26 protein-coding genes are annotated in these 24,943 nt (G+C 51.5%); 14 read left to right on the top strand and 12 right to left on the bottom strand.

Going from position 1 to position 24,943, the window contains the following annotated elements:
• Nucleotides 1–756: a bifunctional demethylmenaquinone methyltransferase/2-methoxy-6-polyprenyl-1,4-benzoquinol methylase UbiE gene (gene ubiE / locus QUE34_RS23450; RefSeq protein WP_000227958.1), complete on the bottom strand. Its 756-nt coding sequence runs from the start codon at nt 754–756 to the stop codon at nt 1–3.
• A gap of 94 nt (nt 757–850) precedes the next feature.
• On the bottom strand, nt 851–2,278 hold the full coding sequence (gene rmuC / locus QUE34_RS23445) for a DNA recombination protein RmuC (RefSeq protein WP_032185577.1): 1,428 nt from the start codon (nt 2,276–2,278) through the stop codon (nt 851–853).
• 215 nt (nt 2,279–2,493) lie between these two features.
• Between rmuC and QUE34_RS23440 the strand changes: the two genes are divergently transcribed.
• The 6 genes from QUE34_RS23440 to QUE34_RS23415 are packed head-to-tail and all read left to right on the top strand — an operon-like array spanning nt 2,494 to nt 7,933.
• The gene (locus QUE34_RS23440; RefSeq protein WP_032304169.1) at nt 2,494–3,261 is read left to right on the top strand and encodes an IclR family transcriptional regulator; all 768 of its coding nucleotides are present in this window, start codon (nt 2,494–2,496) and stop codon (nt 3,259–3,261) included.
• Nucleotides 3,262–3,284: 23 nt separating this feature from the next.
• On the top strand, nt 3,285–4,289 hold the full coding sequence (locus QUE34_RS23435) for a 2-dehydro-3-deoxygalactonokinase (RefSeq protein ID WP_032304168.1): 1,005 nt from the start codon (nt 3,285–3,287) through the stop codon (nt 4,287–4,289).
• A complete protein-coding gene (locus QUE34_RS23430) occupies nt 4,279–4,908 on the top strand; it encodes a 2-dehydro-3-deoxy-6-phosphogalactonate aldolase (protein WP_001116474.1) in 630 nt (209 codons plus the stop codon). Before QUE34_RS23435 ends, QUE34_RS23430 begins: the two co-directional genes overlap by 11 nt.
• A 24-nt stretch (nt 4,909–4,932) precedes the next feature.
• Complete coding sequence (locus QUE34_RS23425) at nt 4,933–5,907, top strand: Bug family tripartite tricarboxylate transporter substrate binding protein (RefSeq protein ID WP_105268710.1); 975 nt, start codon at nt 4,933–4,935, stop codon at nt 5,905–5,907.
• Between the two features lie 16 nt (nt 5,908–5,923).
• Nucleotides 5,924–6,430 (top strand): tripartite tricarboxylate transporter TctB family protein, encoded by a 507-nt coding sequence (locus tag QUE34_RS23420; protein ID WP_001093397.1) that lies wholly within the window; start codon nt 5,924–5,926, stop codon nt 6,428–6,430.
• A 12-nt stretch (nt 6,431–6,442) separates the two neighbouring features.
• On the top strand, nt 6,443–7,933 hold the full coding sequence (locus tag QUE34_RS23415) for a tripartite tricarboxylate transporter permease (RefSeq protein ID WP_000463035.1): 1,491 nt from the start codon (nt 6,443–6,445) through the stop codon (nt 7,931–7,933).
• A 210-nt stretch (nt 7,934–8,143) separates the two neighbouring features.
• On the opposite strand, the gene udp is transcribed toward QUE34_RS23415, so the two are convergent.
• On the bottom strand, nt 8,144–8,908 hold the full coding sequence (gene udp / locus QUE34_RS23410) for a uridine phosphorylase (RefSeq protein WP_000045178.1): 765 nt from the start codon (nt 8,906–8,908) through the stop codon (nt 8,144–8,146).
• A 261-nt stretch (nt 8,909–9,169) separates the two neighbouring features.
• On the opposite strand from udp, the gene QUE34_RS23405 reads away from it, so the two are divergent.
• The gene (locus QUE34_RS23405) at nt 9,170–9,985 is read left to right on the top strand and encodes a dienelactone hydrolase family protein (protein ID WP_024256973.1); all 816 of its coding nucleotides are present in this window, start codon (nt 9,170–9,172) and stop codon (nt 9,983–9,985) included.
• Nucleotides 9,986–10,024: 39 nt separating this feature from the next.
• On the opposite strand, the gene metE is transcribed toward QUE34_RS23405, so the two are convergent.
• Nucleotides 10,025–12,286: a 5-methyltetrahydropteroyltriglutamate--homocysteine S-methyltransferase gene (gene metE / locus QUE34_RS23400; RefSeq protein WP_032304166.1), complete on the bottom strand. Its 2,262-nt coding sequence runs from the start codon at nt 12,284–12,286 to the stop codon at nt 10,025–10,027.
• Nucleotides 12,287–12,403: 117 nt separating this feature from the next.
• Between metE and metR the strand changes: the two genes are divergently transcribed.
• On the top strand, nt 12,404–13,357 hold the full coding sequence (gene metR / locus QUE34_RS23395) for an HTH-type transcriptional regulator MetR (protein ID WP_000573627.1): 954 nt from the start codon (nt 12,404–12,406) through the stop codon (nt 13,355–13,357).
• Here the strand turns inward: metR and bioP are convergent.
• The 3 genes from bioP to pldB form a co-directional block, all read right to left on the bottom strand.
• Entirely contained in the window at nt 13,245–14,144 is a 900-nt protein-coding gene (gene bioP / locus QUE34_RS23390; protein WP_001196237.1) for a biotin transporter, read from the bottom strand. The two genes, metR and bioP, sit on opposite strands and share 113 nt — an antisense overlap.
• 75 nt (nt 14,145–14,219) lie before the next feature.
• Nucleotides 14,220–15,020, bottom strand: coding sequence for a sugar/pyridoxal phosphate phosphatase YigL (yigL, locus tag QUE34_RS23385; RefSeq protein WP_000285352.1), 801 nt, complete (start codon nt 15,018–15,020; stop codon nt 14,220–14,222).
• A 7-nt stretch (nt 15,021–15,027) separates the two neighbouring features.
• The gene (pldB, locus tag QUE34_RS23380) at nt 15,028–16,050 is read right to left on the bottom strand and encodes a lysophospholipase L2 (RefSeq protein ID WP_000487644.1); all 1,023 of its coding nucleotides are present in this window, start codon (nt 16,048–16,050) and stop codon (nt 15,028–15,030) included.
• Between the two features lie 110 nt (nt 16,051–16,160).
• Between pldB and rhtB the strand changes: the two genes are divergently transcribed.
• Entirely contained in the window at nt 16,161–16,781 is a 621-nt protein-coding gene (rhtB, locus tag QUE34_RS23375; protein ID WP_000171696.1) for a homoserine/homoserine lactone efflux protein, read from the top strand.
• A 61-nt stretch (nt 16,782–16,842) separates the two neighbouring features.
• Here the strand turns inward: rhtB and rhtC are convergent, their stop codons facing one another.
• From rhtC to pldA, 3 genes are all read right to left on the bottom strand, one after another.
• Nucleotides 16,843–17,463, bottom strand: coding sequence for a threonine export protein RhtC (gene rhtC, locus QUE34_RS23370; RefSeq protein ID WP_000928844.1), 621 nt, complete (start codon nt 17,461–17,463; stop codon nt 16,843–16,845).
• Between the two features lie 63 nt (nt 17,464–17,526).
• Nucleotides 17,527–19,356: an ATP-dependent DNA helicase RecQ gene (recQ, locus tag QUE34_RS23365; RefSeq protein WP_000035580.1), complete on the bottom strand. Its 1,830-nt coding sequence runs from the start codon at nt 19,354–19,356 to the stop codon at nt 17,527–17,529.
• A 131-nt stretch (nt 19,357–19,487) separates the two neighbouring features.
• A complete protein-coding gene (gene pldA / locus QUE34_RS23360; protein ID WP_001259701.1) occupies nt 19,488–20,357 on the bottom strand; it encodes a phospholipase A in 870 nt (289 codons plus the stop codon).
• 164 nt (nt 20,358–20,521) lie between these two features.
• Here pldA and yigI point away from each other — a divergent pair, with 164 nt between their 5' ends.
• The 4 genes from yigI to QUE34_RS23340 all read left to right on the top strand — a co-directional run bounded on the left by yigI (nt 20,522) and on the right by QUE34_RS23340 (nt 22,793).
• The gene (gene yigI / locus QUE34_RS23355; RefSeq protein WP_001277142.1) at nt 20,522–20,989 is read left to right on the top strand and encodes an acyl-CoA thioesterase YigI; all 468 of its coding nucleotides are present in this window, start codon (nt 20,522–20,524) and stop codon (nt 20,987–20,989) included.
• 51 nt (nt 20,990–21,040) lie between these two features.
• Nucleotides 21,041–21,931: an EamA family transporter RarD gene (rarD, locus tag QUE34_RS23350; RefSeq protein WP_032304164.1), complete on the top strand. Its 891-nt coding sequence runs from the start codon at nt 21,041–21,043 to the stop codon at nt 21,929–21,931.
• 87 nt (nt 21,932–22,018) lie between these two features.
• On the top strand, nt 22,019–22,399 hold the full coding sequence (yigG, locus tag QUE34_RS23345) for a protein YigG (protein ID WP_021521448.1): 381 nt from the start codon (nt 22,019–22,021) through the stop codon (nt 22,397–22,399).
• Between the two features lie 13 nt (nt 22,400–22,412).
• A complete protein-coding gene (locus QUE34_RS23340) occupies nt 22,413–22,793 on the top strand; it encodes a DUF2628 domain-containing protein (protein ID WP_000032590.1) in 381 nt (126 codons plus the stop codon).
• A gap of 42 nt (nt 22,794–22,835) precedes the next feature.
• Here the strand turns inward: QUE34_RS23340 and corA are convergent, their stop codons facing one another.
• Both corA and ysgD read right to left on the bottom strand, forming a co-directional pair.
• Nucleotides 22,836–23,786: a magnesium/cobalt transporter CorA gene (gene corA / locus QUE34_RS23335; RefSeq protein WP_000947159.1), complete on the bottom strand. Its 951-nt coding sequence runs from the start codon at nt 23,784–23,786 to the stop codon at nt 22,836–22,838.
• A 151-nt stretch (nt 23,787–23,937) separates the two neighbouring features.
• The gene (gene ysgD / locus QUE34_RS23330) at nt 23,938–23,994 is read right to left on the bottom strand and encodes a YsgD/CorL family protein (protein ID WP_212723238.1); all 57 of its coding nucleotides are present in this window, start codon (nt 23,992–23,994) and stop codon (nt 23,938–23,940) included.
• 161 nt (nt 23,995–24,155) lie between these two features.
• Between ysgD and QUE34_RS23325 the strand changes: the two genes are divergently transcribed.
• Entirely contained in the window at nt 24,156–24,920 is a 765-nt protein-coding gene (locus QUE34_RS23325) for a phosphodiester glycosidase family protein (protein ID WP_103253857.1), read from the top strand.
• The last annotated feature ends 23 nt before the right edge of the window (nt 24,921–24,943 follow it).

Genomic DNA, 24,943 nt, shown 5'->3' with positions numbered 1-24,943 from the left:
TCAGAACTTATAACCACGATGCAGCGCCACAACCCCTGCCGTCAGGTTGTAATAGTCGACACTTTCGAATCCAGCATCCTGCATCATAGCTTTCAGGGTGTCCTGATCGGGATGCATGCGGATAGATTCAGCAAGATAACGGTAGCTGTCAGCGTCGTTCGCGACCAGTGAGCCAATACGCGGCAGCACATGGAAGGAGTAAGCGTCATAGGCCTTACTTAACGGCTCGATAATCGGCTTCGAGAACTCAAGCACCAGCAGTCGGCCGCCAGGTTTCAGAACGCGATACATTGAACGCAGAGCTTTATCTTTGTCAGTGACGTTACGCAGACCAAACGAAATGGTGATGCAATCAAAGGTGTTATCCGGGAACGGCAGCGCCTCAGCGTTCGCCTGAACATACTCAACGTTGCCAATCACACCAATATTACGCAGCTTCTCGCGGCCCATTTTGAGCATGGATTCATTGATATCAGCAAGGACCACTTTGCCAGTTTCACCCACCAGGCGGGAGAATTTCGCTGTCAGGTCGCCAGTACCGCCTGCCAGATCCAGCACGGTCTGCCCACGGCGTACGCCGCTGCAATCAATCGTGAAGCGTTTCCACAAACGATGTATGCCAAAAGACATCAAATCATTCATGACATCGTATTTCGATGCCACGGAATGGAAAACGTGAGCGACCATATCCGCTTTTTGTTCCTTCGCGACGGTCTGAAAACCAAAGTGCGTCGTTTCTTGTGACTTATCCACCATCTCAATGCCTGCTCATCAAAAAATTGTTCCAGAAGTGTAACAGATTGGGCGTCGATGCCCTAGATTTCTACCCGGCTTAACTACCCCCAATGGGCTAGCGCGACTGCTGATTATATTCATCATCGCGTTGATAAGCTTCATCATTCGGCTGCTCCGGAACCGACCGCAGTCGATACTCTTCATCCTGGCTCACCGCTTGTTCAGCCAAATCCGGATTAATCTCGCGTTTAATTTCTACCCCTAAACCGCGAAACGCTTCTGCTTGCGCCAGCACATTTCCGCGACCTGAAGAGAGTTTTTTCATTGCCTGACGATAGTTGTCCTGTGCTTTGTCCAGACTTTGACCAATCGCGGACATATCATCGACAAACAAGCGCATTTTGTCGTACAACTTGCTGGCGCGATCGGCTATTTTCTGGGCGTTACGACTTTGATGCTCATAGCGCCAGAGGTTGGCGATAGTGCGCAGCGCCACCAGCAGCGTGGTCGGGCTAACCAGCATGATATTGTTTTTCAACGCTTCGGTGATCAGCTCCGGCTGGCGGTCAAGCGCCAGTAAAAAAGCGGGTTCAACGGGAATAAACATCAGCACGTAATCCAGGGTTCGCAGCCCCGGCAGCTGTTGATAATCTTTGCGTCCCAGCAAACGGATATGGTTACGCACCGACGCGATATGTTCCTGTAGCGCGCTTTCGCGGGTGTAGTCGTCTTCTGCGTTGAAATAGCGTTCATAGGCGACCAGCGTCATTTTTGCGTCGATCACCACATCTTTGCCCTGCGGCAGCCGCACGATGACATCCGGCTGCATCCGCGAGCGGGCGTCATTTTCGATGCTGACCTGGGTTTCATATTCATACCCTTCACGCAGACCGGAAGCCTCCAGCACACGCGTCAATACTACCTCGCCCCAGTTGCCCTGGGTTTTATTGTCGCCTTTCAGCGCACGCGTCAGGTTGATCGCTTCCTGGGCCATTTGCGCGTTGAGCTGCTGGAGATTGCGTATTTCGTGAGTCAGGGTATGGCGTTCTTGTGCTTCTTTACCGAAACTGTCCTGAACCTGACGACGAAAACCGTCCAGTTGTTCACGTAGTGGCGACAACAGGCTGTTCAGACTCTGACGGTTTTGCTCATCAACCCGGCGATTGCTGTGCTCGAAAATACGGTTGGCGAGGTTTTCAAACTGCTCACTGAGGCGCTGTTCGCTGTTGATCATTTGGCGAATTTTATCGTCAGCATGTTGCTGTACGGCCTCCATTCGCGTGGTGACCTCACGCAGATCCGCCTCCAGCGAGGTGTTAATGCTTTGCAGACTGCGCACTTCATTATTGAGTAACTCGCACTCAGCACGCCAATGTTCGCTTTGGGTAATTTGTTGTTTTGCCGCACTTAACTCCGCGACCATCTCTTCACGTTCAGCGAATTGCTCGGCTTTTTGCTGCGCATGCTGATAACTGGCAATCAGCCAGCCAATCGCCACGCTCACCAACGCAATAACTGCGTAAACCATGATTGAGATATCCACAACGCCTCCAGCCTCATTACTTACCCGCACAAAATAGAATTGTGCTGTACAAACGTCCAGTTTGAAAGAAGTTTCCTGCGAGGCGCTACGCAAAACGATCCTTAATTTTTATTATTTTATCCCACAATATGAGACGTAGTTTATATTGTGGGATATATCACCTTTTCCCCACGTCATTATGTGGAACACTTCAGCAATATCATCAGGAGAAACGTATGGCAGATACCTCTTCAACCACCGCTGGCGCACAAACGTTATTACGCGGGCTGGCGGTTCTTAATGCTGTTTATAACGGCTGCCATGACCTGAAAAGTATCGGCGAGTTCACCGGCACGACCCGGAGCACAACCCATCGTTTAGTCACCGTTCTGGTGGAACAACGCTACCTGCGCCACGTCCCAACGCAGGGCTACCAACTGGGCGCCAAACTGATCGAATTCGGTGCCAGAGCACTGGAAAGCACCTCGCTGTACGAAGTTGCGCTGCCCGTTTTGCAGCGTCTGGCCCGTTACACCCTGGACACCGTGCATCTGGGGATCGTTGAAGGCGGCGAAGTGCTGTATCTGGAGAAGATCAACAGTCAGCGTGGGCTGGAAATGCGCTCACGCCCAGGCCATCGCATGCCACTGGCAATCACCGGCATCGGCAAGGCATTGATCCTCAACCGAACAGAAGAAGAGTGGCGCACGCTGTTTAAGACCTGTGGTGATGAAACAAAACTGGGCACATTTATTCAGAACATGCGTCGTTATGCCGCCAGTGGTTTTGCTTTTGATCTGGAAGAGAACGAGCCGACTATCCGTTGCGTTGCAGCGCCGGTTTACAACGCCCGGGATGAAATTGTGGCGGCTATTTCTGTCGCCAGTACCACTACGTATATGTCACTGGCGCGTCTGGAAGAACTGGCACCTTACGTCAAATCCTGTGCAGAAGAGATATCCGCTGAACTGGGCTGGGGTAAGCACGTCCACAAAAATAAATAAACCATGACTAAAGGAAACGGCTAATGTCGGGAAACACCTCATTTATTGCCCTGGACTGGGGAACGTCATCGCTTCGGGCATGGCGTTTTGGCGACTCACCCAATCCACAAGAAAAACGTGAATTCCCGTGGGGGATCATGAAATTACCCTCCCAGGCAGCAACACGTGAGGACGCTTTCCACGATACGTTTTTACGTGTCTGCGGCGACTGGCTGGCACAATCCCAATGCCCGGTTCTGGCTTGCGGCATGATCGGCAGTGCGCAAGGGTGGCAACCCGCAGCTTATTTACCTTGCCCGGTCACTCTCGAGGGTCTGGCAAAGCAGTTGACGCCTGTTATCTACCAGCAGCAGACAATGCTGCACATCATTCCCGGCGTGATTAAAGAAGGTGAAATGCCCGAAGTGATGCGTGGCGAAGAGACACAAATCTTCGGTGCTATCTCGATGGAACCGGCCCTGCAAAACGCGATCCGCCAGGGTATGCCTGTGCTGATTGGCTTACCTGGCACACATGCGAAATGGGCGGTAGTTGAAAACAACACCATTACCGATTTCCGAACCTTTATGACAGGCGAGTTATTTGATGTTTTATCCCGCCATTCGATTCTCGGTGCCACCATGCGTTCGGGAGATGAACCGCACTGGGATGCCTTCACCCATGGGCTGAAATCAGCACAAGAGCATCATCAGACCGGATTATTATCGACGCTGTTTTCGACCCGTTCGCGCCTGCTGACCAGTAATCTTACGCCGTCCTCGCAGGGGGATTACCTTTCAGGATTACTGATAGGCCATGAATTATGCGGTCTGGCATCCAGTTTGCTACGTGATTTACCCGCCACAACACCGATCGCCTTAATCGGTAGCGCCACTCTGAACAGCCGCTATTCACAAGCATTCAGCCACGTTTTTCCCGACAGACAGCTACACGCCATTCCTAATGCCACTGAACAGGGGTTATGGCGGATCGCCCACGCTGCCGGGCTACTCTCCACCAACGCCAGGGAATGTACTCATGCCATTTAATACGCTTTTGCAAAAAACCGGGTTAGTCGCCATTTTACGCGGCGTGAAACCGGATGAGATTGTCGCCATCGGTGAAAAGCTGTATGCCGCTGGATTTCGCCTGATTGAGATTCCCATGAACTCGCCGGAGCCGTTGCAAAGTATCAGTTTACTGCGCGACGCCCTGCCTAAGGACTGCCTGGTCGGAGCCGGAACTGTGCTTTCGGTGGAGCAAGTCGTCGCGGTTAAAGAGGCTGGAGGCCAGATTATCGTAATGCCGCATTGCGATACTGCGGTGATCCGTCGTGCCCGTGCGCTGGGTATGTATTGTGCGCCTGGCGTCGCTACGCCCACCGAAGCTTTTGCTGCCATTGAACATGGCGCCAATGCCATCAAGCTGTTCCCGGCTGAACAAATTACGCCTGAAGTCACCAAAGCCTGGCGTGCGGTTATTCCACAATCCGTTCCGATGTTACCGGTTGGCGGTATCACTCCAGACACAATGGCGCGTTATCTGAGCCACGGCGCAAACGGCTTTGGCCTCGGTTCTGCGCTATATCGCCCCGGCATGACGCCAGAGCAAGTCTATGAAAATGCAGTACTGTTTATGAACGCATGGAACAATTTAAATAGCAAATAACTGATAAATAAGGATATAAAAGCAATGATAAAACATCTTACCTTACCGAAAAAAATGGCTGCAATGGTACTTCTTGCCGGCGCTGCCCTCAGCACTGCGCCTGTGCAGGCGGCCTCCTGGCCAACCAAACAGATCGAGTTAGTCGTACCCTACGCGGCCGGAGGCGGTACGGATCTGGTTGCCCGTGCCTTTGCTGATGCCGCCAAAAACCATTTGCCCGTCAGCATCGGGGTTATCAATAAACCTGGCGGTGGCGGCGCTATCGGCCTGAGTGAAATCGCCGCTGCCCGCCCTAACGGTTACAAAATGGGTTTAGGCACGGTTGAACTGACCACCCTTCCCAGTCTCGGAATGGTGCGTTTTAAAACCAGCGACTTTAAACCCATTGCCCGTCTGAATGCGGATCCGGCTGCTATCACCGTCCGTGCCGATGCACCGTGGAATAGCTATGAAGAATTTATGACTTACGCCAAAGCGAATCCCGGAAAAGTACGCATTGGTAACTCAGGCACCGGAGCAATCTGGCATCTGGCGGCAGCTGCACTGGAAGACAAAACGGGCGTGAAGTTTTCTCATGTCCCATATGACGGCGCAGCCCCTGCCATTACAGGCCTGTTAGGCGGGCATATTGAAGCGGTTTCCGTAAGCCCAGGTGAAGTTATCAATCATGTGAAAGGCGGCAAGCTGAAGACACTGGTAGTGATGGCGGATGAACATATGAAAACCATGCCTGACGTACCGACGTTAAAAGAGAAAGGCGTTGATCTCTCCATCGGCACCTGGCGCGGCCTGATTGTGTCGCAAAAAACGCCGCAGGATGTGGTGGATGTTCTGGCAAAGGCAGCAAAAGAGACGGCTGAAGAGCCTGCATTCCAGGATGCGCTGCAAAAGTTGAATCTCAACTATGCATGGCTTGATGGTGTCAGCTTCCAGACCCAAATCAACGAGCAGGAAAAGTACTTTGACGAGCTGCTGACTCGCCTGGGCCTGAAAAAATAATCCCGAGGTACGGTCGATGAACACAAAACAGTCTGTTGCTCAACTCGCCGTACCGCACCGCAAGCGCCTTTCATCCACTGTGGTGGTGGCGCTGTTACTTTGTGTGGTTGCTGGCGCGGTGATAATTAATGCCGCTGATTTTCCAGCAACTGCCATTGAAACGGATCCCGGTGCAAGTGCCTTCCCTACTTTCTATGCCTGCGCTCTGATTGTGCTCGCTGTCTTACTTGTGATACGCGATCTTTTGCTGGCAAAACCAGTCCCTTGCGCCAACGCACAGGAAAAACCGGCATTCAGGAAAACGGCAACAGGAATTGCGGCAACCGCGTTTTATATCGTGGCAATGAGCTACTGCGGTTATCTCATTACTACTCCTGTTTTCCTCATCGTCATTATGGCATTGATGGGCTACAGGCGATGGGTACTCACACCGGGTATTGCGCTGCTGTTAACGGCAATCCTCTGGTTGCTGTTTGTCGAAGCGTTACAGGTGCCATTGCCTGTCGGCACATTTTTCGAATAACAGGGGCCTGCAATGTTTGAAAGTGAACTTTTAACTCAGGGGTTTTCGACATTACTCAGTAATCCTCAGGCGCTGCTGTTTGCCACGTTTGGAGTGATGCTGGGTATTATGATTGGCGCTCTGCCTGGCCTGACAGCGACCATGGGTGTGGCGATTTTGCTGCCTTTCACCTACGGCATGGAGCCTGTTTCTGGCTTGTTGATGATTTGCGGTGTCTTTTTTGGTGGTGTGTATGGTGGTTCTATCACCGCAATTTTGCTCAAAATTCCCGGTACGCCTGCCGCCGCTGCCACCGCCATTGACGGATATGAGCTGACGAAGCAGGGAAAAGCCGGGCTGGCGTTAAGTGCCGCCACGTTCTCTTCTTTTAGCGGTGGAACGCTCAGCATTATCGTATTGATGTTTCTCTCTCCGGTACTTGCCAGTTGGGCGTTGAAATTTAGTGCCTCGGAGTCCTTCGCCCTGGCAACCTTCGGACTGAGCATTATTGCCAGTATTTCCGGTGAGTCACTGATTAAAGGGCTGATTGCCGGGGTTGGCGGATTGCTTATCGCAACGATAGGCCTTGATCCAATGGGCGGTTTTCCACGCTTTACAGGTGGATTTGTGGAGCTGATGAATGTGCCATTTATCCCGGTGATGATTGGTTTATTTGCTGCTTCAGAAGCATTCCGCTCTATGGAGCAAAACCAGCAAATTCGTCAGGGGGCGAAGGTGGCTATCGGCAGTCTGTTACTGCCCTGGCAAACACTACGCCGCATCGCATTAACCATTTTGCGCTCATCAGGATTAGGGGTTTTTATCGGCATGATCCCCGGTGCGGGGGCAGATATTGCAGCTTTTGTTGCCTATAACGAAACTCGTCGTTTCAGTAAGACGCCTGAAAACTTTGGTAAGGGTGAGATTAAGGCGGTGGCCTCCTGTGAGGCAGGCGCGAATGGCTGCACCGGTGGCGCATTGTTACCTATGCTGACGTTGGGGATCCCAGGCGATGCGGTAACTGCCATCATGCTGGGCGCGTTAACGTTACAAGGGATGCAGCCAGGCCCACTTATGTTTACCGACCACGGCGATATGGTTTATACGCTGTTTGTCGGCATGATCTTTTGTTACTTCATGCTGCTAGTTCTTGGACTGCTCTCTTTGAAAGTCATCGGTAACGTGGTGAAGATCCCCGGCAATATTCTCACGCCGATGATCCTCGCACTTTGTGTGGTCGGGACTTATGCGCTGAACAATAGCCTGTTTGATGTTGGCATTATGCTGATTGCAGGCGTGGTGGGCTATTTCATGCAAAAAGGGGGGTATCCGGCATCACCCGTAGTGCTGGCATTGATTATGGGGCCAATGGCGGAAAGTAATTTTCGCCGTGCGCTGTCGCTTTCTGGTGGGTCACTCGACTTTCTGTATACCCGACCGATAACCCTGGCATTGCTGACACTGGCAGCCTTTACGCTACTGACGCCAATAATACGCAAAATTATGCGCTTACGGCGTCAGTAATTGATATCGCTCCCCGACGTTGGGGAGTATGAGACTGATGACAAACGCTAAATTGCCTGATGCGCTGCGCTTATCAGGCCTACCACAGAAATGCAATATATTGAATTTGCATGCTTTTGTAGGCCGGATAAGGCGATCACGCCGCATCCGGCATGAACAAAGCACACGTTAACAACAATCGGAATGCTCCCCTAAGCCAGGGAGCGTTTTTTATTTCAGCAGACGACGCGCCGCTTCCACCACGATTTTCACCGCATGGCTTTCGGTTTGTTTCATCGTCTCAGCATTCGGGATCTCTTGTTGGGTACGATTGACGATAACGCCCGCCACCATACCGGCACGAAGGCCCTGGCTTGCACACATGGTCAGCAGGGTTGCAGATTCCATTTCATAGTTCATTACGCCCATCGCCTGCCACTCTTCCATAGAACCTTTAAAGTGACGAACTACGCGACCAGAGTAAGTATCGTAACGTTCCTGACCTGGGTAGAAGGTATCAGAAGAAGCCGTCACGCCAACGTGAGTCGTCGCGCCGATGGATTTCGCAGCCTCAACCAGCGCGGTCGTACATTCGAAATCAGCGACAGCCGGGAATTCCAGCGGTGCGAAGTGCAGGCTCGCGCCATCCAGACGAACAGACGCCGTGGTAACCAGGACATCGCCAACATTAATATGCGGCTGAATAGCGCCCGTTGTACCGATACGCAGGAAGGTGCGAATGCCCAGCTGTGCCAGCTCTTCAACTGCAATAGAGGTAGACGGGCCGCCGATACCGGTAGAGCAGACGATAACAGGTTTACCATCCAGCTCTGCACGCCAGGTGGTGAATTCGCGGTGAGATGCCAGCTTAACCGGCTTATCCATCAGCGCGGCGATCTTTTCCACACGATCCGGGTCGCCAGGGACGATGGCAAGCGTAGCCCCTTGTAAATCGTTTTTAGTGAGGCCGAGATGAAAAACATCAGACTTGGACATATACAACTCCTCTGTGAATCGGTTTAGTCAGAAGAAGCAAAAAGACACTTTACCGAAGGGTTTAACATTTTTTCGTGACACTCATCACCTTGATGCAAATGCGTTGCATAAATTTACCCAGCAAAAGTGATGCGAATCACATAAATCACTCTTCATTCTGCATGACTGCATAAAAGATGAGCCGATTCAGGCAATGTGATTTGTTGCATGCTGACTATAGTTAACATTGCGCAACATTTTTATAAGGGTACGGAGAATACCATGGCAACAACACAACAATCTGGATTTGCACCTGCTGCATCACCTCTCGCTTCGACCATCGTTCAGACCCCGGATGACGCGATTGTAGCAGGCATCACCTCTATCCCTTCACAAGGGGATAACATGCCTGCTTACCATGCCAGACCAAAGCAGAGCGATGGCCTACTACCAGTGGTCATTGTAGTGCAGGAAATTTTTGGCGTGCATGAACATATCCGCGATATTTGTCGCCGTCTGGCGCTGGAGGGGTATCTGGCTATCGCACCTGAACTTTACTTCCGCGAAGGCGATCCGAATGATTTTGCCGATATCCCTACGCTGCTTAGCGGTCTGGTAGCAAAAGTGCCTGACTCGCAGGTGCTGGCCGATCTCGATCATGTCGCCAGTTGGGCGTCACGCAACGGCGGCGATGTTCATCGCTTAATGATCACCGGATTTTGCTGGGGTGGGCGCATCACCTGGCTGTATGCTGCGCATAATCCACAACTGAAAGCAGCGGTGGCATGGTACGGCAAATTAACCGGCGATAAGACGCTGAATTCACCGAAACAACCTGTTGATATCGCAACCGATCTTAACGCTCCGGTTCTCGGCTTATATGGCGGCCAGGATAACAGCATTCCGCAGGAGAGCGTTGAAACCATGCGCCAGGCGCTGCGGGCTGCTAATGCGAAAGCAGAGATTATCGTCTACCCGGATGCCGGGCATGCATTCAACGCCGATTATCGCCCGAGCTATCATGCCGAATCTGCGAAAGATGGCTGGCAGCGAATGCTGGAGTGGTTCAGGCTGTATGGTGGGAAGAAGTCGCTGTAATGAGAAAAGACCGGGTGGTATTACCACCCGGTTTGGATTTTACCCCCGACGCAAATTCTGCGCCGCCTGCACCATGTTCGCCAGTGCCGCGCGGGTTTCTGGCCAGCCGCGCGTTTTCAGACCACAGTCCGGGTTGACCCACAGACGCTCTGCCGGAATGCGTTTTGCCGCTTTCTTCAGCAGGGACTCAATCCATTCCACGCTCGGTACGTTTGGCGAGTGAATGTCATAGACGCCAGGACCGATTTCATTCGGATAATCAAACTCTTCAAACGACTCCAGCAACTCCATGTCGGAACGCGAGGTTTCGATTGTGATGACGTCAGCATCCAGCGCCGCAATCGAATCCATGATGTCGTTGAACTCGCAGTAACACATGTGAGTGTGGATTTGCGTGTCATCTTTCGCTACGGCAGCGTTGATACGGAAAGCCTCCACGCCCCACTGAAGATAGGCATCCCAGTCGCTGCGACGCAGCGGTAAACCTTCGCGTAGCGCCGGTTCATCAATCTGGATGATGCCAATTCCAGCCGCTTCCAGATCGGCCACTTCATCACGCAGCGCCAGCGCAATTTGTTTGGCGATGGTTTCACGGCTGACATCTTCACGCGGGAACGACCAGCAGAGAATGGTCACCGGACCAGTCAGCATCCCTTTCACCGGTTTGTCGGTCAGCGATTGCGCATACTTCGCCCACTCCACAGTAATCGGTGCCGGGCGGCTAACGTCACCAATGACAATCGGTGGCTTCACGCAGCGGGAACCGTAGCTCTGTACCCAACCGTTTTGCGTAAAGACAAAGCCATCCAGGTGCTCGCCAAAGTATTCCACCATGTCATTACGCTCGGCCTCACCATGCACCAGCACATCCAGACCCAGACGTTCCTGCTCAACAATGGCCTGCTTGATATGTTCTGCAATGCCCGTACGATAGTTGTTGGCGTCGAGATTACCCTTTTTGAAATCCAGACGCAGGGTACGGATTTCTGTGGTTTGCGGGAAAGAGCCAATCGTGGTGGTCGGCCAGGCTGGCAGTTTAAAACGCGCACGCTGGGCTTCAGCACGCACTTCATAAACGTTCGCACGCTGACTGTCCTGGGCGGTGATCGCCGACAGACGCTTTTCTACTGCCGGATTATGTACACGAGTAGAGTGACGACGCGCCTGAATCGGAGCGCTCCACCCTGCCAGAGCTGCCGTATCACCACTGTTCAGCGCATCGCGCAGCAATGCCAGTTCATGACATTTTTGCAGGGCGAAGGCAAACCAGCTTTTCACTTCTGCATCAAGACGCGTTTCCACGCTCAGGTCGATAGGGCTGTGCAGCAATGAGCAGGAAGATGCCACCCACAAATCACGTTTGCCGACAATGTCCTTAATTTGCGCATATTTCTCGGTAAGATCGGCGCGCCAGACGTTACGACCATTGATAAGACCAGCAGATAGCAGCCAGTCAGAAGGCAGACGCTTGTGCAGTTCAGCAACGTCATCTTTACCATGTACGAGATCGACATGCAGACCCTGAACAGGCAGCGCAGTAATGGTGTCGAGATTTGGCGTTACGCCTTCAAAATAGGTAGTCAGCAGCAGTTTCACCTGGCCCTGGAGCGCGTCGTAAGCGGGTTTATAGGCGTCCAGCCACGCCTGCGGCAGTTCCAGCACCAGCGCGGGTTCGTCGATCTGTACCCACTCAATGCCGCGTTTTGCCAGTTCTGCCAACACTTGCTGATAAACCGGCAGAATGTCGTTTAGCAGGCTCAGGCGATCAAACTGTTCACCTTTCACTTTACCCAGCCACAGGTAGGTAACCGGTCCCAGCAGCACGGGCTTGACCTTGTGGCCCAGCGCCAGCGCCTCGTCCACTTCCTCCAGCAGTTGCGTCCAGGTCAGTTTGAACTGTTGGCCTTTAACGAACTCCGGCACCATGTAGTGATAGTTGGTGTTAAACCATTTGGTCATTTCCGCTGCCGCCGCAGGTTCGCCAGTCGGCGCACGTCCACGACCAATACGGAACAGGGTGTCGATATCTACCGAACCATCTTTGTTCTGGTGACGCGCCGGAACGTTACCCAGCAGCAGGCTGGTGGTCAGGACATGATCGTACCAGGCAAAATCACCCACCGGCAGCAGGTCGATACCTGCTTGCTTTTGTTGATCCCAGTGACGAGCACGCAGTTCACGCCCTACCGCCAGCAGTTCTTCACGCGTGGAGTTCCCCGCCCAATAACTCTCTTGCGCTTTTTTCAGCTCGCGACGCAGGCCAACGCGAGGGAAACCGAGGGTGTGATTAAGAATTGTCATTATATGCCCCTTATGGAATTTTTAGTATTTAGCCGTCCAGATGTTTACACATCCATAATTGGCGGTTACTGTATATTCCTCAAGCGCAAATTATTCATGCCGAAGTGAAGGACTTTCATGATCGAAGTAAAACACCTGAAAACGCTACAAGCGTTGCGGAACTGCGGCTCACTCGCAGCCGCTGCGGCGACGTTGCATCAAACGCAATCCGCCCTGTCTCACCAGTTTAGCGATCTGGAACAACGCCTTGGCTTCCGGCTATTTGTGCGTAAAAGCCAGCCGCTTCGGTTTACACCGCAGGGAGAAATCCTGTTGCAACTGGCGAATCAGGTGCTGCCGCAAATCAGCCAGGCACTGCAAGCCTGCAATGAACCGCAGCAGACGCGCCTGCGCATTGCCATTGAGTGCCATAGCTGTATTCAGTGGCTGACGCCCGCGTTAGAAAATTTCCATAAGAACTGGCCGCAGGTGGAGATGGATTTTAAATCGGGCGTGACGTTTGACCCGCAGCCCGCGTTGCAGCAGGGTGAGCTGGATCTGGTGATGACCTCCGATATTCTGCCGCGCAGTGGCCTGCATTATTCGCCGATGTTCGATTATGAAGTGCGTCTGGTGTTGGCACCTGACCATCCACTGGCGACAAAAACGCGAATCACGCCGGAAGATCTCGCCAGCGAGACGCTGTTAATTTATCCGGTGCAGCGTAGCCGACTGGATGTCTGGCGGCATTTTCTTCAGCCCGCAGGCGTTAGCCCGTCACTGAAAAGCGTCGATAACACCTTGTTGTTGATTCAGATGGTTGCCGCACGGATGGGCATCGCTGCTCTACCGCACTGGGTGGTGGAGAGTTTTGAACGCCAGGGTCTGGTGGTCACCAAAACCCTGGGCGAAGGCTTGTGGAGCCGACTGTACGCCGCCGTTCGCGATGGTGAGCAGCGTCAGCCGATTACGGAAGCGTTTATTCGTTCAGCGCGCAATCACGCCTGCGATCATCTGCCGTTTGTGAAGAGCGCGGAGCGACCCACTTACGATGCACCCACAGTGAGGCCAGGATCACCAGCGCGCCTGTAATAAACGTTGGCCAGTGCGGCTGTTGGTGCCAGATAGCCAGGTTAACCAACAGCCCTGCCGGAACGTGCATATTATTCATAATGCCCAGCGTTCCGGCGTCCACCTGAGTCGCGCCGTAGTTCCACATAAAGTAGCCAATACCGGAAGCCACCACGCCAAGAAACACCAGAATGCCCCATTGCAGCGTGGTTTGCGGCATTTTCTGCGCATTTCCCAGCAAGAACCATGCAATCACCGCCACCAGGAACGCGCCAAGATAGAACCACGCAAAGGCGTTATGCTGCGGCATCGGGCGAGTTTCCATCAGGCGTTTGTAGCCCACCATGCCGATGGCAAAAGTGATATTGGAGAGTTGCACCAGCAACAGGCCGGTCCAGAAATGGTCAGTGACCTGATCATAGCGAATAATCCCGGCACCAATCACCGCCAACAAGGCGCTAAAAGCATAGCCCCAGCGCAGACGGCGCTTACTCATGATGTCATAAATCAGCGTGATGTAGAGCGGCGTCAGTACGGTGAACAGCAACAGTTCGGAGACCGTCAGGTAGAGATAGGCGCGAAAACTCAGCATATACATCACGCCAAGCTGCATCGCGCCCACCAGCATATACAGACCGACCGTTTTCAGGCTATTGCCACGGGTACGCAGAAACGGCAGAAACACGAGTGCCGCCAGGCCAACGCGCACCAGCACTGCAAAATAGCTATCGACGTGCCCCGCAAGGTACTCGCCATAAAAGCTAAAGGAGAAGGCCCACAGAATCGTGGTGATGATAAGTAGCGCCACAATGGAAAACTCTTTGATTAACGAGTATCCATTGTAGCGAAGTATCAGGTTGACAACTGACCAAATAAAGAACAATTACGATAAATAGAGTTTACGCAGATAATGCGGCACCGCGTCGTCGGCATTAGTACCAATCACTTCCAGCTCCGGATGCAGATCTTTCAGACGCTGGTGCGCACTGCCCATAATGCAGCCTTTACCTGCCATCGACAGCATTTCGGCGTCGTTCATCCCGTCACCAAAGGCAATACAATCTTTCAGACTGTAGCCCAGTTTCTTCGCTACCGCTTCCAGGGCATGGCCTTTTGAAACGCCACCCGCCATCACTTCCAGACAAGTTAGGGTAGAGAAGCTGACGTTGACGCGATCGCCCCAACGAGCGTTGATTGCCTGCTCCAGCGGCAGCAGTTGCTCATGGGAATCGCAGGTGAAGAACACTTTGCTGACGCCTTCCGGCTCCAGTAATCCTGGCTCATACAGCGCATATTTGAACACCGCTTCTTTAAAAAAGCGCATCTCTTCCGGGCGGTGGCGATTCATAAACCATTCGTCGTCGCGATAAACGTTAGTAATGATGTCCGGGTTGTCGTTGACCACGCCAAACAGATCGCTGGCAATGTCGCGATCCAGGTTATGAGCAAAAATCAGATTGCCATCCAGATCGTGAACACGCGCGCCATTGGAGGTAATCATGTAAGACTTAATCTCCAGATTATCGCGAATTTGCCCTACATCAACGTGGTGGCGACCGGTCGCAAACACAAAGTTAATGCCGCGCGCGGTGAGCAGCTTCAGAGTTTCTTTGGCGTAAGGGGATAACGTATGGTCGGGAGAAAGTAACGTGCCATCTAAATCAGACGCAACAACCTGGTACATAAGAAATTTAAACCTCTGTAGAGCGGTTTCCGCTGGGTGAGTTATGCCTGTTGAAAAAATCAACAATGGCGTGGAGCGCGACTGAGCGCATTGCGTCCTTTTCAAAAAGGATCTCATGGTACGCACCTTTAATTACCAGCGGTCGTCCCCCTTCGACAGGATGGCCCGCAGCGGTGCGGAGTTCACAAAAACGGTCGTGCATGCGGTTATCCACCACGCGTTCCTCTTCAGCCTGCAAGAGAAGCGTTGGCGTGGCGTCATCACCCGCACCGGCTAACACCTGTTCGCCAGCCAGAATACTTTCGCGTACCCAATGGTAGGTCGGCCCACCGACGCGAATCGTTGGGTCATCAGCATAGAAGCGTAAGTTACGTCGATATCGCTGTCTGCTGTGGGTCAGTACGTTGATAGCAAACGGCAACGCGCGCCAGCGCCCGGTGCCTATTGCATAGCCATCACGGAAACGGGGATGCGCTTCGGCCCAGTTAAGGATCTGCCGCGCCATAAATGACGGCATACGAATCACGATCCCAAACATTGGCGCAGTTAGCGCAATGGCGTCACATACACCTGGATGGCGTTGCAGAAATAACGTGGAGATCGCACCGCCCATCGAATGTGCCAGTATATAGCGCTTACGCCACGGACCGGGCTGGACCTCCTGTTGCCAGAATGCCGCCAGATCATCAACATAATCATTAAAGCGATTAACATGCCCAAGATGCGGATCGGCTAACAGGCGACCGGAACGTCCCTGCCCGCGATGGTCGATGATTAAGACATCAAACCCCAAATGGAACAGGTCGTAGGCCAGTTCCGCATATTTTACGTAGCTCTCAATACGCCCCGGGCAGATGACTATCACCCGGTCATGGTGCTGTGCGCGAAAACGGACAAAGCGCACCGGAATGTCATCTACACCAGTAAACTCTGCTTCATCACGCTGACGCCAGAAATCAGTCAGCGGTCCCATGGTAAAAGCAGCAAACGCGTTTTCTCTTGTTTCCCAGTCTTTTTGCTGCTGAAACATCGGGTAATCTGCCTCTTAAACCACGTAAAATCGTTTTTTTAAGCGTGTCTGACACAACGCTGCGACAGTAGCGTATTGTGGCACAAAAATAGACACACCGGGAGTTCATCATGACCTTAGAATGGTGGTTTGCCTACCTGCTAACATCAATCATTTTAAGCCTGTCGCCAGGCTCTGGTGCAATCAACACCATGACCACCTCGCTCAACCACGGTTATCGTGGTGCGATGGCGTCTATTGCTGGGCTTCAGACCGGACTGGCGATTCATATTGTGCTGGTTGGTGTGGGGTTGGGTACGCTATTCTCCCGCTCAGTGATTGCGTTTGAAGTGTTGAAGTGGGCAGGAGCAGCTTATTTGATTTGGCTGGGTATCCAGCAGTGGCGTGCTGCTGGCGCAATTGATCTTAAATCGCTGGCCTCTACTCAATCGCGCCGACATTTGTTCCAACGCGCAGTGTTTGTGAATCTCACCAATCCCAAAAGTATTGTGTTTCTGGCGGCGCTCTTTCCGCAATTCATCATGCCGCAGCAGCCGCAACTGATGCAGTATATCGTGCTCGGCGTCACCACTATTGTGGTCGATATTATTGTGATGATCGGTTACGCCACCCTCGCCCAACGGATCGCATTATGGATAAAAGGGCCAAAACAGATGAAGGCATTGAATAAGATTTTCGGCTCGTTGTTTATGCTGGTAGGAGCGTTGTTGGCATCGGCGAGGCATGCGTGAAAAATAATGTCGGATGCGGCGTAAACGCCTTATCCGACTTACTCTGATGACGCGTCTGGCATCAACGCGAAATAATCAAATGAATACCAAATCCGGCAAATAACGCCCCGGCAAAACCATCAATCCACTTCGCCAGACGTTGATAACCACGGCGCATTTGCGGCAGGGCAAACAGGCTGGCAACGACGGTAAACCACGCCAGTGTTTCGATAATAATCAACGCGAAAATGCCCCAGCGCTCAGTGGTGCCGACGTTATCGCCGACAAACAGCGAGAATACCGAACCAAAGTAGATAATCGCTTTCGGATTGGCGAGATTGGTCAGTAAGCCTTTCAGGAAACTGCGCCCGCTTTTTGCCAGTTCTACCTGTGGCGCAGGCGCAGAAACGACCTCTTTTTTCAGTGCGCTACGCAGCATCTGATAACCCATCCAGCAGAGATACAGGCCACCGCCCACCATAATCAGCGTATGCAGCCAGGCCATTTTTTCGATAATCAAATGCAGGCCAAGCAACGCGATCCCTGCCCAGACCATTACGCCGCAGGTAATGCCCAGCACGCCCATCATCGCTTCTTTGCGCGAACGGCTAACGGCAGTCTGGGAGACAAAAAAGAAATCGGGACCGGGGCTCATAAGCGCCACGATATGAACCATGGCGACGGTGAGGAATAACATCAACATACAATTGACTCGCGGGGAAATCGTTTACGGAGTCTTCATCCTGGCACTTTTTTATGCCGCTGACTACTCTTCGTCGTCGCCATCGACATGCGCACGGATAAGTGCCATAAACGGTTTGCCAAAGCGCTCCAGTTTGCGCATCCCAACGCCGTTAACGCTGAGCATTTCGCTGGCGGTGATTGGCATCTGTTCCGCCATCTCAATCAGGGTCGCGTCGTTAAACACCACATACGGCGGGACATTACTTTCATCAGCAATGGATTTACGCAGTTTGCGTAATTTGGCGAACAGTTTGCGATCGTAATTGCCACCGAACGATTTCTGCATCGCTTTCGGTTTGAGCGCCACAATACGCGGCACGGCAAGTTGTAAAGAGGATTCGCCGCGCAACACCGGGCGCGCGGCCTCTGTCAGTTGTAGGGCAGAATGCTGCGCAATATTTTGCGTCACCAGGCCGAGGTGAATCAGCTGGCGGATCACGCTGACCCAATGTTCATGGCTTTTATCGCGACCCATGCCGTAGACTTTCAGTTTGTCATGACCATAGTCGCGGATTCGCTGGTTATTGGCGCCGCGAATCACTTCCACTACATAGCCCATACCAAAACGCTGATTCACACGACCAATGGTGGAAAGCGCAATCTGCGCATCGGTTGAACCATCGTACTGTTTCGGCGGATCGAGGCAGATATCGCAGTTCCCGCACGGCTCCTGCCGCCCTTCGCCAAAATAGTTCAGCAACACCAGACGACGGCAAGTTTGCGCTTCGGCAAACGCGCCCATCGCATTGAGTTTATGACGTTCGATATCCTGCAACTGCCCCTGCGGCTTCTCTTCCAGGCAACGGCGCAGCCACGCCATATCCGCTGGATCGTAAAACAGCATCGCTTCCGCGGGCAGGCCATCACGCCCGGCGCGTCCGGTTTCCTGATAATAGGATTCGATATTGCGCGGAATATCAAAGTGGACCACGAAGCGGACGTTTGGTTTATTGATGCCCATGCCGAACGCCACCGTCGCCACCACAATTTGCAGGTCATCGCGCTGGAATTTTTCCTGCACGTCCGCACGGACATCGTTTTCAAGCCCGGCGTGATAAGCCGCTGCGCTGATACCCTTGCTTTGCAGACGCGCTGCGGTGTCTTCTACTTTCGCACGACTATTACAGTAAATAATCCCCGACTTACCGCGTTGTTCCTGCACGTAGCGCATCAGCTGATCGAGAGGTTTGAACTTCTCCATCAGCATGTAGCGAATATTCGGGCGATCAAAACTGCTGATTTGAATCAGCGGATCGTTCAGCCCCAGCAGGCGCACGATATCCTGCCGCGTGGTGTCGTCGGCGGTGGCGGTTAGCGCCATAAACGGCAGAGTAGGAAAACGCTGACGCAGCTGACCGAGCGCGGCGTATTCCGGGCGGAAATCGTGCCCCCATTGGGAGATACAGTGCGCTTCATCAACGGCTAATAACACTGGATTCCAGTGCGCCAGATGCTCAAGGAAGTTATCCAGCATCAGGCGTTCCGGCGCGATATACAGCAGGCGGATTTGCCCGGTGCGGCAGCCTGTCATTACTTCAAGCTGCTGCTCGCGGGTTTGCGTCGAGTTAAGGCACGCCGCCGCCACGCCGTTGGCCTGTAGCTGATCCACCTGATCTTTCATCAACGAAATCAGTGGTGAAACAACCACGGTAAGACCGTTTAGCAGTAAGGCAGGAATTTGATAGCAAAGGGATTTTCCGCCACCAGTGGGCATGACGACCAGGCAATCGCGACCGGAAAGTACGGTGTCGATAATCTCTTCCTGGCCGGGGCGAAACTGTTGGTAGCCAAAGGTTTCTTGTAAAACCTGTTTAGCCCCGGACTCCAGATTCAACACTTCCGCCTGCGCCACATTAACCCCGATTGCCTGAAATAAAAACAGGCGCTATTTTCAGCGCCTGCGCGAGAAACTGCAATGCTTTTAGTCTCTGAGAGGGTAATCCTGGATGCTGGATTCCAGTTTTGCCTTTCAATCAACTCACATTAGAACAAGTCGTTTAGCATAACCCCCACACCCACACGGGTCTGGTTAAAGTTATAGTCGATGAGCGATTCGCCATAACCGCTGTAAACCTGGGTATAAAGGCGCACATGCCTGGTGATCGGGTAACTTAAGCCTAACTCCGCACCACCGTAACCGGTGTTCCAGTTGTACTGTCCTTTCGCACTCAGCACCGCATCACCCAGGTGATAGCCGATTTTAAGCTGGTAGTAACCCATATATTTGGTGATATCTGGGTTATCGTCAGTATTCCCCACCACATACCACGGCTTCACCTCTACCAGCCAGTTACCGTTTTCTGCCATCAGACGGGTATAAAGGCGGTTCCAGCTGCGGGAAGTCGGGTCTGAACGCCCGTTAGAGTCGTGGTTATAACCCATCTCCACATCGCGCAGCGTCCAGCCAGCAAAGCGGTAATCTGTGGCAAAACCAAGGAACAATTGCGGTTCGTAGTTGGTTTCACGAAACGGTGAAGACTCTTCGCTATTGGACAGTTGCCACCAGGATTTTTGCGTGTAAGAAGCTCCCAACACCGAATTTGGCCCCAATATTCCGCGCCACAGCGGAAATGCCAGACTCAACTGGAATTTCACTTCATCCTTACGCGCATTTTCCGCCCAGTCATAACTGGCAATCGCTTCTTTATTCAGATCGCTGGTTTGGGTGTAGATGAGGTAGTTGGTGTCATAAGGATAGAGCGTGAAAGGATTGTCATGCTCCTGCAGCATATTCGCAATAATACTGCCACGCACCGCAGGCGCGTCATGCACCTCTTTTACCGTTGCCTCTTGCGCATACACTGCCATTGGCAACATAAACACCGGCAACAACCAGCCCTGCAGAGTCCGCATCGGTCGTGTTCTCCGTAACGAATTATTGATTAGATGAATATTTTTCTGCGGGCTATTTTACATACTTAACTCCTTTGCCGTTAGTTATCCCTTCCTAAAGTAGAAACCAACAAAAAAGAAGCATAAAATCAACATTTCATTAACCAATAAAGTGTAAGGATGATATGTCTGCCGTACTGACCGCTGAACAAGCCCTGAAATTAGTGGGTGAGATGTTTGTTTATCACATGCCATTTAACCGTGCGTTAGGGATGGAACTGGAGCGTTACGAAAAAGAGTTCGCACAGCTGGCCTTTAAAAATCAGCCAATGATGGTGGGTAACTGGGCGCAAAGCATTTTGCACGGCGGGGTCATTGCGTCGGCGCTGGATGTCGCCGCAGGTCTGGTGTGCGTGGGAAGTACCTTAACCCGCCACGAAACCATCAGTGAAGATGAACTGCGCCAGCGGCTATCGCGGATGGGGACCATTGATCTTCGCGTCGATTATCTGCGCCCAGGCAGAGGCGAGCGTTTTACTGCTACCAGTAGCCTGTTGCGGGCAGGCAATAAAGTCGCCGTCGCCCGCGTTGAATTACACAATGAAGAACAGCTTTATATTGCCAGCGCTACAGCCACCTATATGGTAGGTTGATAACGTAAAAGCAGGTAAACTGCTTTTACCAATAAAAAATGAGTTTTGCCAATGGACACCAAACAAACGCGGCAGGGCGTATTACTCGCTCTTGCCGCTTATTTTATTTGGGGTATTGCGCCAGCGTACTTCAAGCTGATTTACTACGTGCCCGCCGATGAGATCCTGACGCATCGCGTGATCTGGTCGTTTTTCTTTATGGTGGTGCTGATGAGCATCTGCCGCCAGTGGTCTTATTTAAAAACGCTGATTCAGACGCCACAGAAAATTTTTATGCTGGCCGTCTCTGCCGTACTGATTGGCGGCAACTGGCTACTGTTTATCTGGGCGGTGAACAATCACCATATGCTGGAAGCGAGCCTCGGTTATTTTATTAACCCACTGGTGAATATAGTGCTGGGAATGATTTTCCTCGGCGAGCGATTCCGCCGGATGCAATGGCTGGCGGTGATTCTGGCGATATGTGGTGTGTTGGTTCAGTTGTGGACTTTTGGTTCACTGCCGATTATCGCGCTGGGGCTGGCGTTTAGTTTTGCCTTCTACGGCCTGGTACGCAAGAAGATTGCTGTTGAAGCGCAAACCGGCATGTTAATCGAAACTATGTGGCTGCTGCCCGTGGCGGCGATTTACCTGTTTGCTATTGCCGACAGCTCAACCAGCCATCTGGGGCAAAACCCGATGTCGCTGAATTTACTGCTGATCGCCGCCGGTATTGTCACTACCGTACCGCTGTTGTGTTTTACTGCGGCTGCGACACGCCTGCGTCTCTCAACGTTAGGCTTTTTTCAGTATATTGGCCCGACGCTGATGTTCCTGCTGGCTGTGACGTTTTATGGTGAAAAACCGGGTGCCGATAAGATGGTGACCTTCGCCTTTATTTGGGTGGCGCTGGCAATTTTTGTGATGGATGCGATTTATACGCAGCGTAGAACGTCCAAATAAATATATTCTGAAAAAATATGCCGACTCTTGCATGAGAGTGGGCATATTGTCATGCTGACAGGAGACTCACACAAGGATGTAAAATTTATGTTGCGTATATTTATCCCAACATCTAACGGTAAGATTTCCAGACGTCGTTATATATTTTCATTTATTTTAATAAATTTCATTTTTGCCTTTCTTATTATCTTTTTTAACGATGGGGACGCAGGTTTTCTTGTTATTGTCTCTACCATCGCACTCCATTATCTCGTCATCAACATGAATTGCCAACGACTCCGTGATAGTGGTTTCATATATATAAAAACTTATGTTTTTGGTACATTAGCAGTATATATCATCTCTATCATCACAATGATAGCCGAACATTTTGATTGTTCAGGCAATGGTTCGATGATTTTTTTGATTTGTTATTTTTCTACTTTCAGTATGCTAATGCTTGCACCTACTGATTCATCAAAACAATAGTTATGGAGTATTTATGAGTAAGGAATATATGAACGATGGTTCATTAAGTGAAAAATGGAAATATCGCTTTAGTTTTTATGATCAACATGGCTTTCCTGGATTCTGGGGGGCAACACCAGAATATAAAGCAGCATTTAAAGCATTAAAAGTAAGACAACGATTAACTATTCAAATTAATTTCATTGCTTTCTTCTGTTCCTGGATCTATCTATTTGTTCTGGGTTTATGGAAAAAAGCAATTATAGTTCTATTACTTTGCATTCTATCTCTATTTGTTGGTGCACTAATTGGCGTTAACATTTTGGGAATTGCCGTAGCAGCCTATGTTGCTGTTAACACGAACAAATGGTTTTATGAGAAAGAGGTAAAAGGGTTAAATACCTGGAGCCTTTGAATAACTGGTGGCTTAGCCGGGCTAAACCACCACTCTCGTTTTTTACAACCAGTTCTTCCGTTTAAAGTACAGATACGGTGCCAGGCCCGCGAGGATCATAAAGATAATCGCGCCTGGGTAGCCGAAGCTCCACTTCAGTTCCGGCATAAACTCAAAGTTCATCCCGTAGCTGGAAGCGACCAGCGTCGGTGGCAGGAACACCACGGATACCACCGAGAAGATTTTGATGATGCGGTTCTGCTCGATATTGATAAAGCCCATCGCCGCCTGCATCAGGAAGTTCACCTTCTGGAACAGGGATTCGTTATGCGGCAGCAGGGATTCGATATCTCGCAGGATTTCACGCGCCTGTTCCAGTTGCCCACCCGGTAAGCGTGCTTTACGTACCAGGAAGTTGAGCGCGCGCTGGGTATCCATCAGACACAGGCGAACTTTCCAGCCGATATCTTCCAGTTCCGCCAGCGTGGAGAGCGCCTCGTCGTACTCATCGCCCTGATGCCCTTCCATAATTACCCGGCTCAACTGCTCCAGGTCGCTGTAGATATTTTCAATTTCATCTGCCAACTGTTCGATTTTGGTTTCGAACAGATCCAGCAGCAGCTCGTAGGCGTTACCGTCCACCATTGACTGGCTACGGGCACGCATACGATACAGACGAAAAGCGGGCAGTTCACGCTCACGCAGAGTAAACAGACGACCATCACGGATGGTAAATGCCACAGTGGAGTTACCGGCGTGATCTTCCGCATCTTCAAAGAAGAAGAAGGAGTGAATATGCAGGCCGTCATCGTCTTCAAAGAAACGTGCCGATGCTTCGATGTCTTCCAGTTCCGGGCGGGTTGCCAGGCTCTGCCCAAGTTCAGATTGTACGCGCAGTCGCTCGTCGTCATCCGGTTCGACAAGATCAATCCATACTGCATTTACAAGGGGTTGTGACTCTTCGACTTCCAGCCGGGTCAGTCGGTTATTTTCCAGTTGAAATGCGCTCAGCATGACCGGGACTCCCAATGCTTAAAATATCGGACAGTTCGGTGGGCACACAGAAACAAATTGGGTTTCAGACCATTAAACAGCCTGACTCAGCGCGACGGGAAAAATTGAGGTCGCTGACAACCGCTAAGGCTATCAGCAAAAAGGGATAGCCTTAGGAGTTGATCCTGGATGACAGGATAATGAGCCAGTATCTACTGGGTGTGTCCAAGGCGAATGTCCTCTTAGAGTGATCGTGCGCGCATGTTACGCCAGCAAAATTTTGCCGTCAACACGCAACAGAACACCACAGAACAATAGTTGAACTTCGCGCTTTTTGGTACTCGTCAAGGTCGCTAACAGGATAAAAAAATCCCACATCCAGGACCTATAATGGCGCATCGGCTACTCATTGGTAAAGGAATGATCACCTTGAATCTCAAACGGATTTTTCTCGCCCTCACCTTACTTCCCTTGTTTGCTGTTGCCGCTGATGATTGCGCACTATCAGATCCGACACTGACCGTACAGGCGTATACCGTTAATCCTCAAACAGAGCGGGTGAAAATGTACTGGCAAAAAGCCAATGGCGAAGCGTGGGAAACGTTACATGCGCTGCTGACGGATATTAATAGTCAGGGTCAGGTGCAAATGGCGATGAACGGCAGCATATATGATGAAAGCTATGCGCCGCTCGGTTTGTACATCGAAAACGGTCAGCAGAAGGTGGCGTTAAATCTCGCTTCAGGTGAAGGGAATTTCTTTATCCGTCCTGGCGGTGTGTTTTATGTCGCGGGAGATAAAGTCGGCATCGTTCGTCTGGATGCCTTTAAAACCAGTAAAGAGATTCAGTTCGCGGTGCAGTCAGGGCCAATGTTGATGGAAAACGGCGTCATTAATCCGCGTATTCATCCCAACGTCGCCTCACGCAAAATTCGTAACGGTGTTGGGATTAATAAACAAGGGAACGCCGTGTTTTTGTTGAGCCAGCAGGTGACAAATTTTTATGATTTTGCCTGTTATGCCAAAACGAAACTGAACGTTGAGCAACTGCTTTATCTTGATGGCACGATTTCACATATGTATGTGAAAGGCGGGGCAATCCCGTGGCAACGCTATCCTTTTGTTACCATGATTTCCGTCGAGCAGAAAAGTTAAAACAACCGTTTTGTGTCACTGAA

The sequence above is a fragment of the Escherichia sp. KS167_9B genome, assembly GCF_030295215.1.
Classification (GTDB): domain Bacteria; phylum Pseudomonadota; class Gammaproteobacteria; order Enterobacterales; family Enterobacteriaceae; genus Escherichia; species Escherichia coli_F.
The sequence above is the reverse complement of the archived record's forward strand: the minus strand, read 5'-3'. Positions and strand labels throughout refer to the sequence as shown.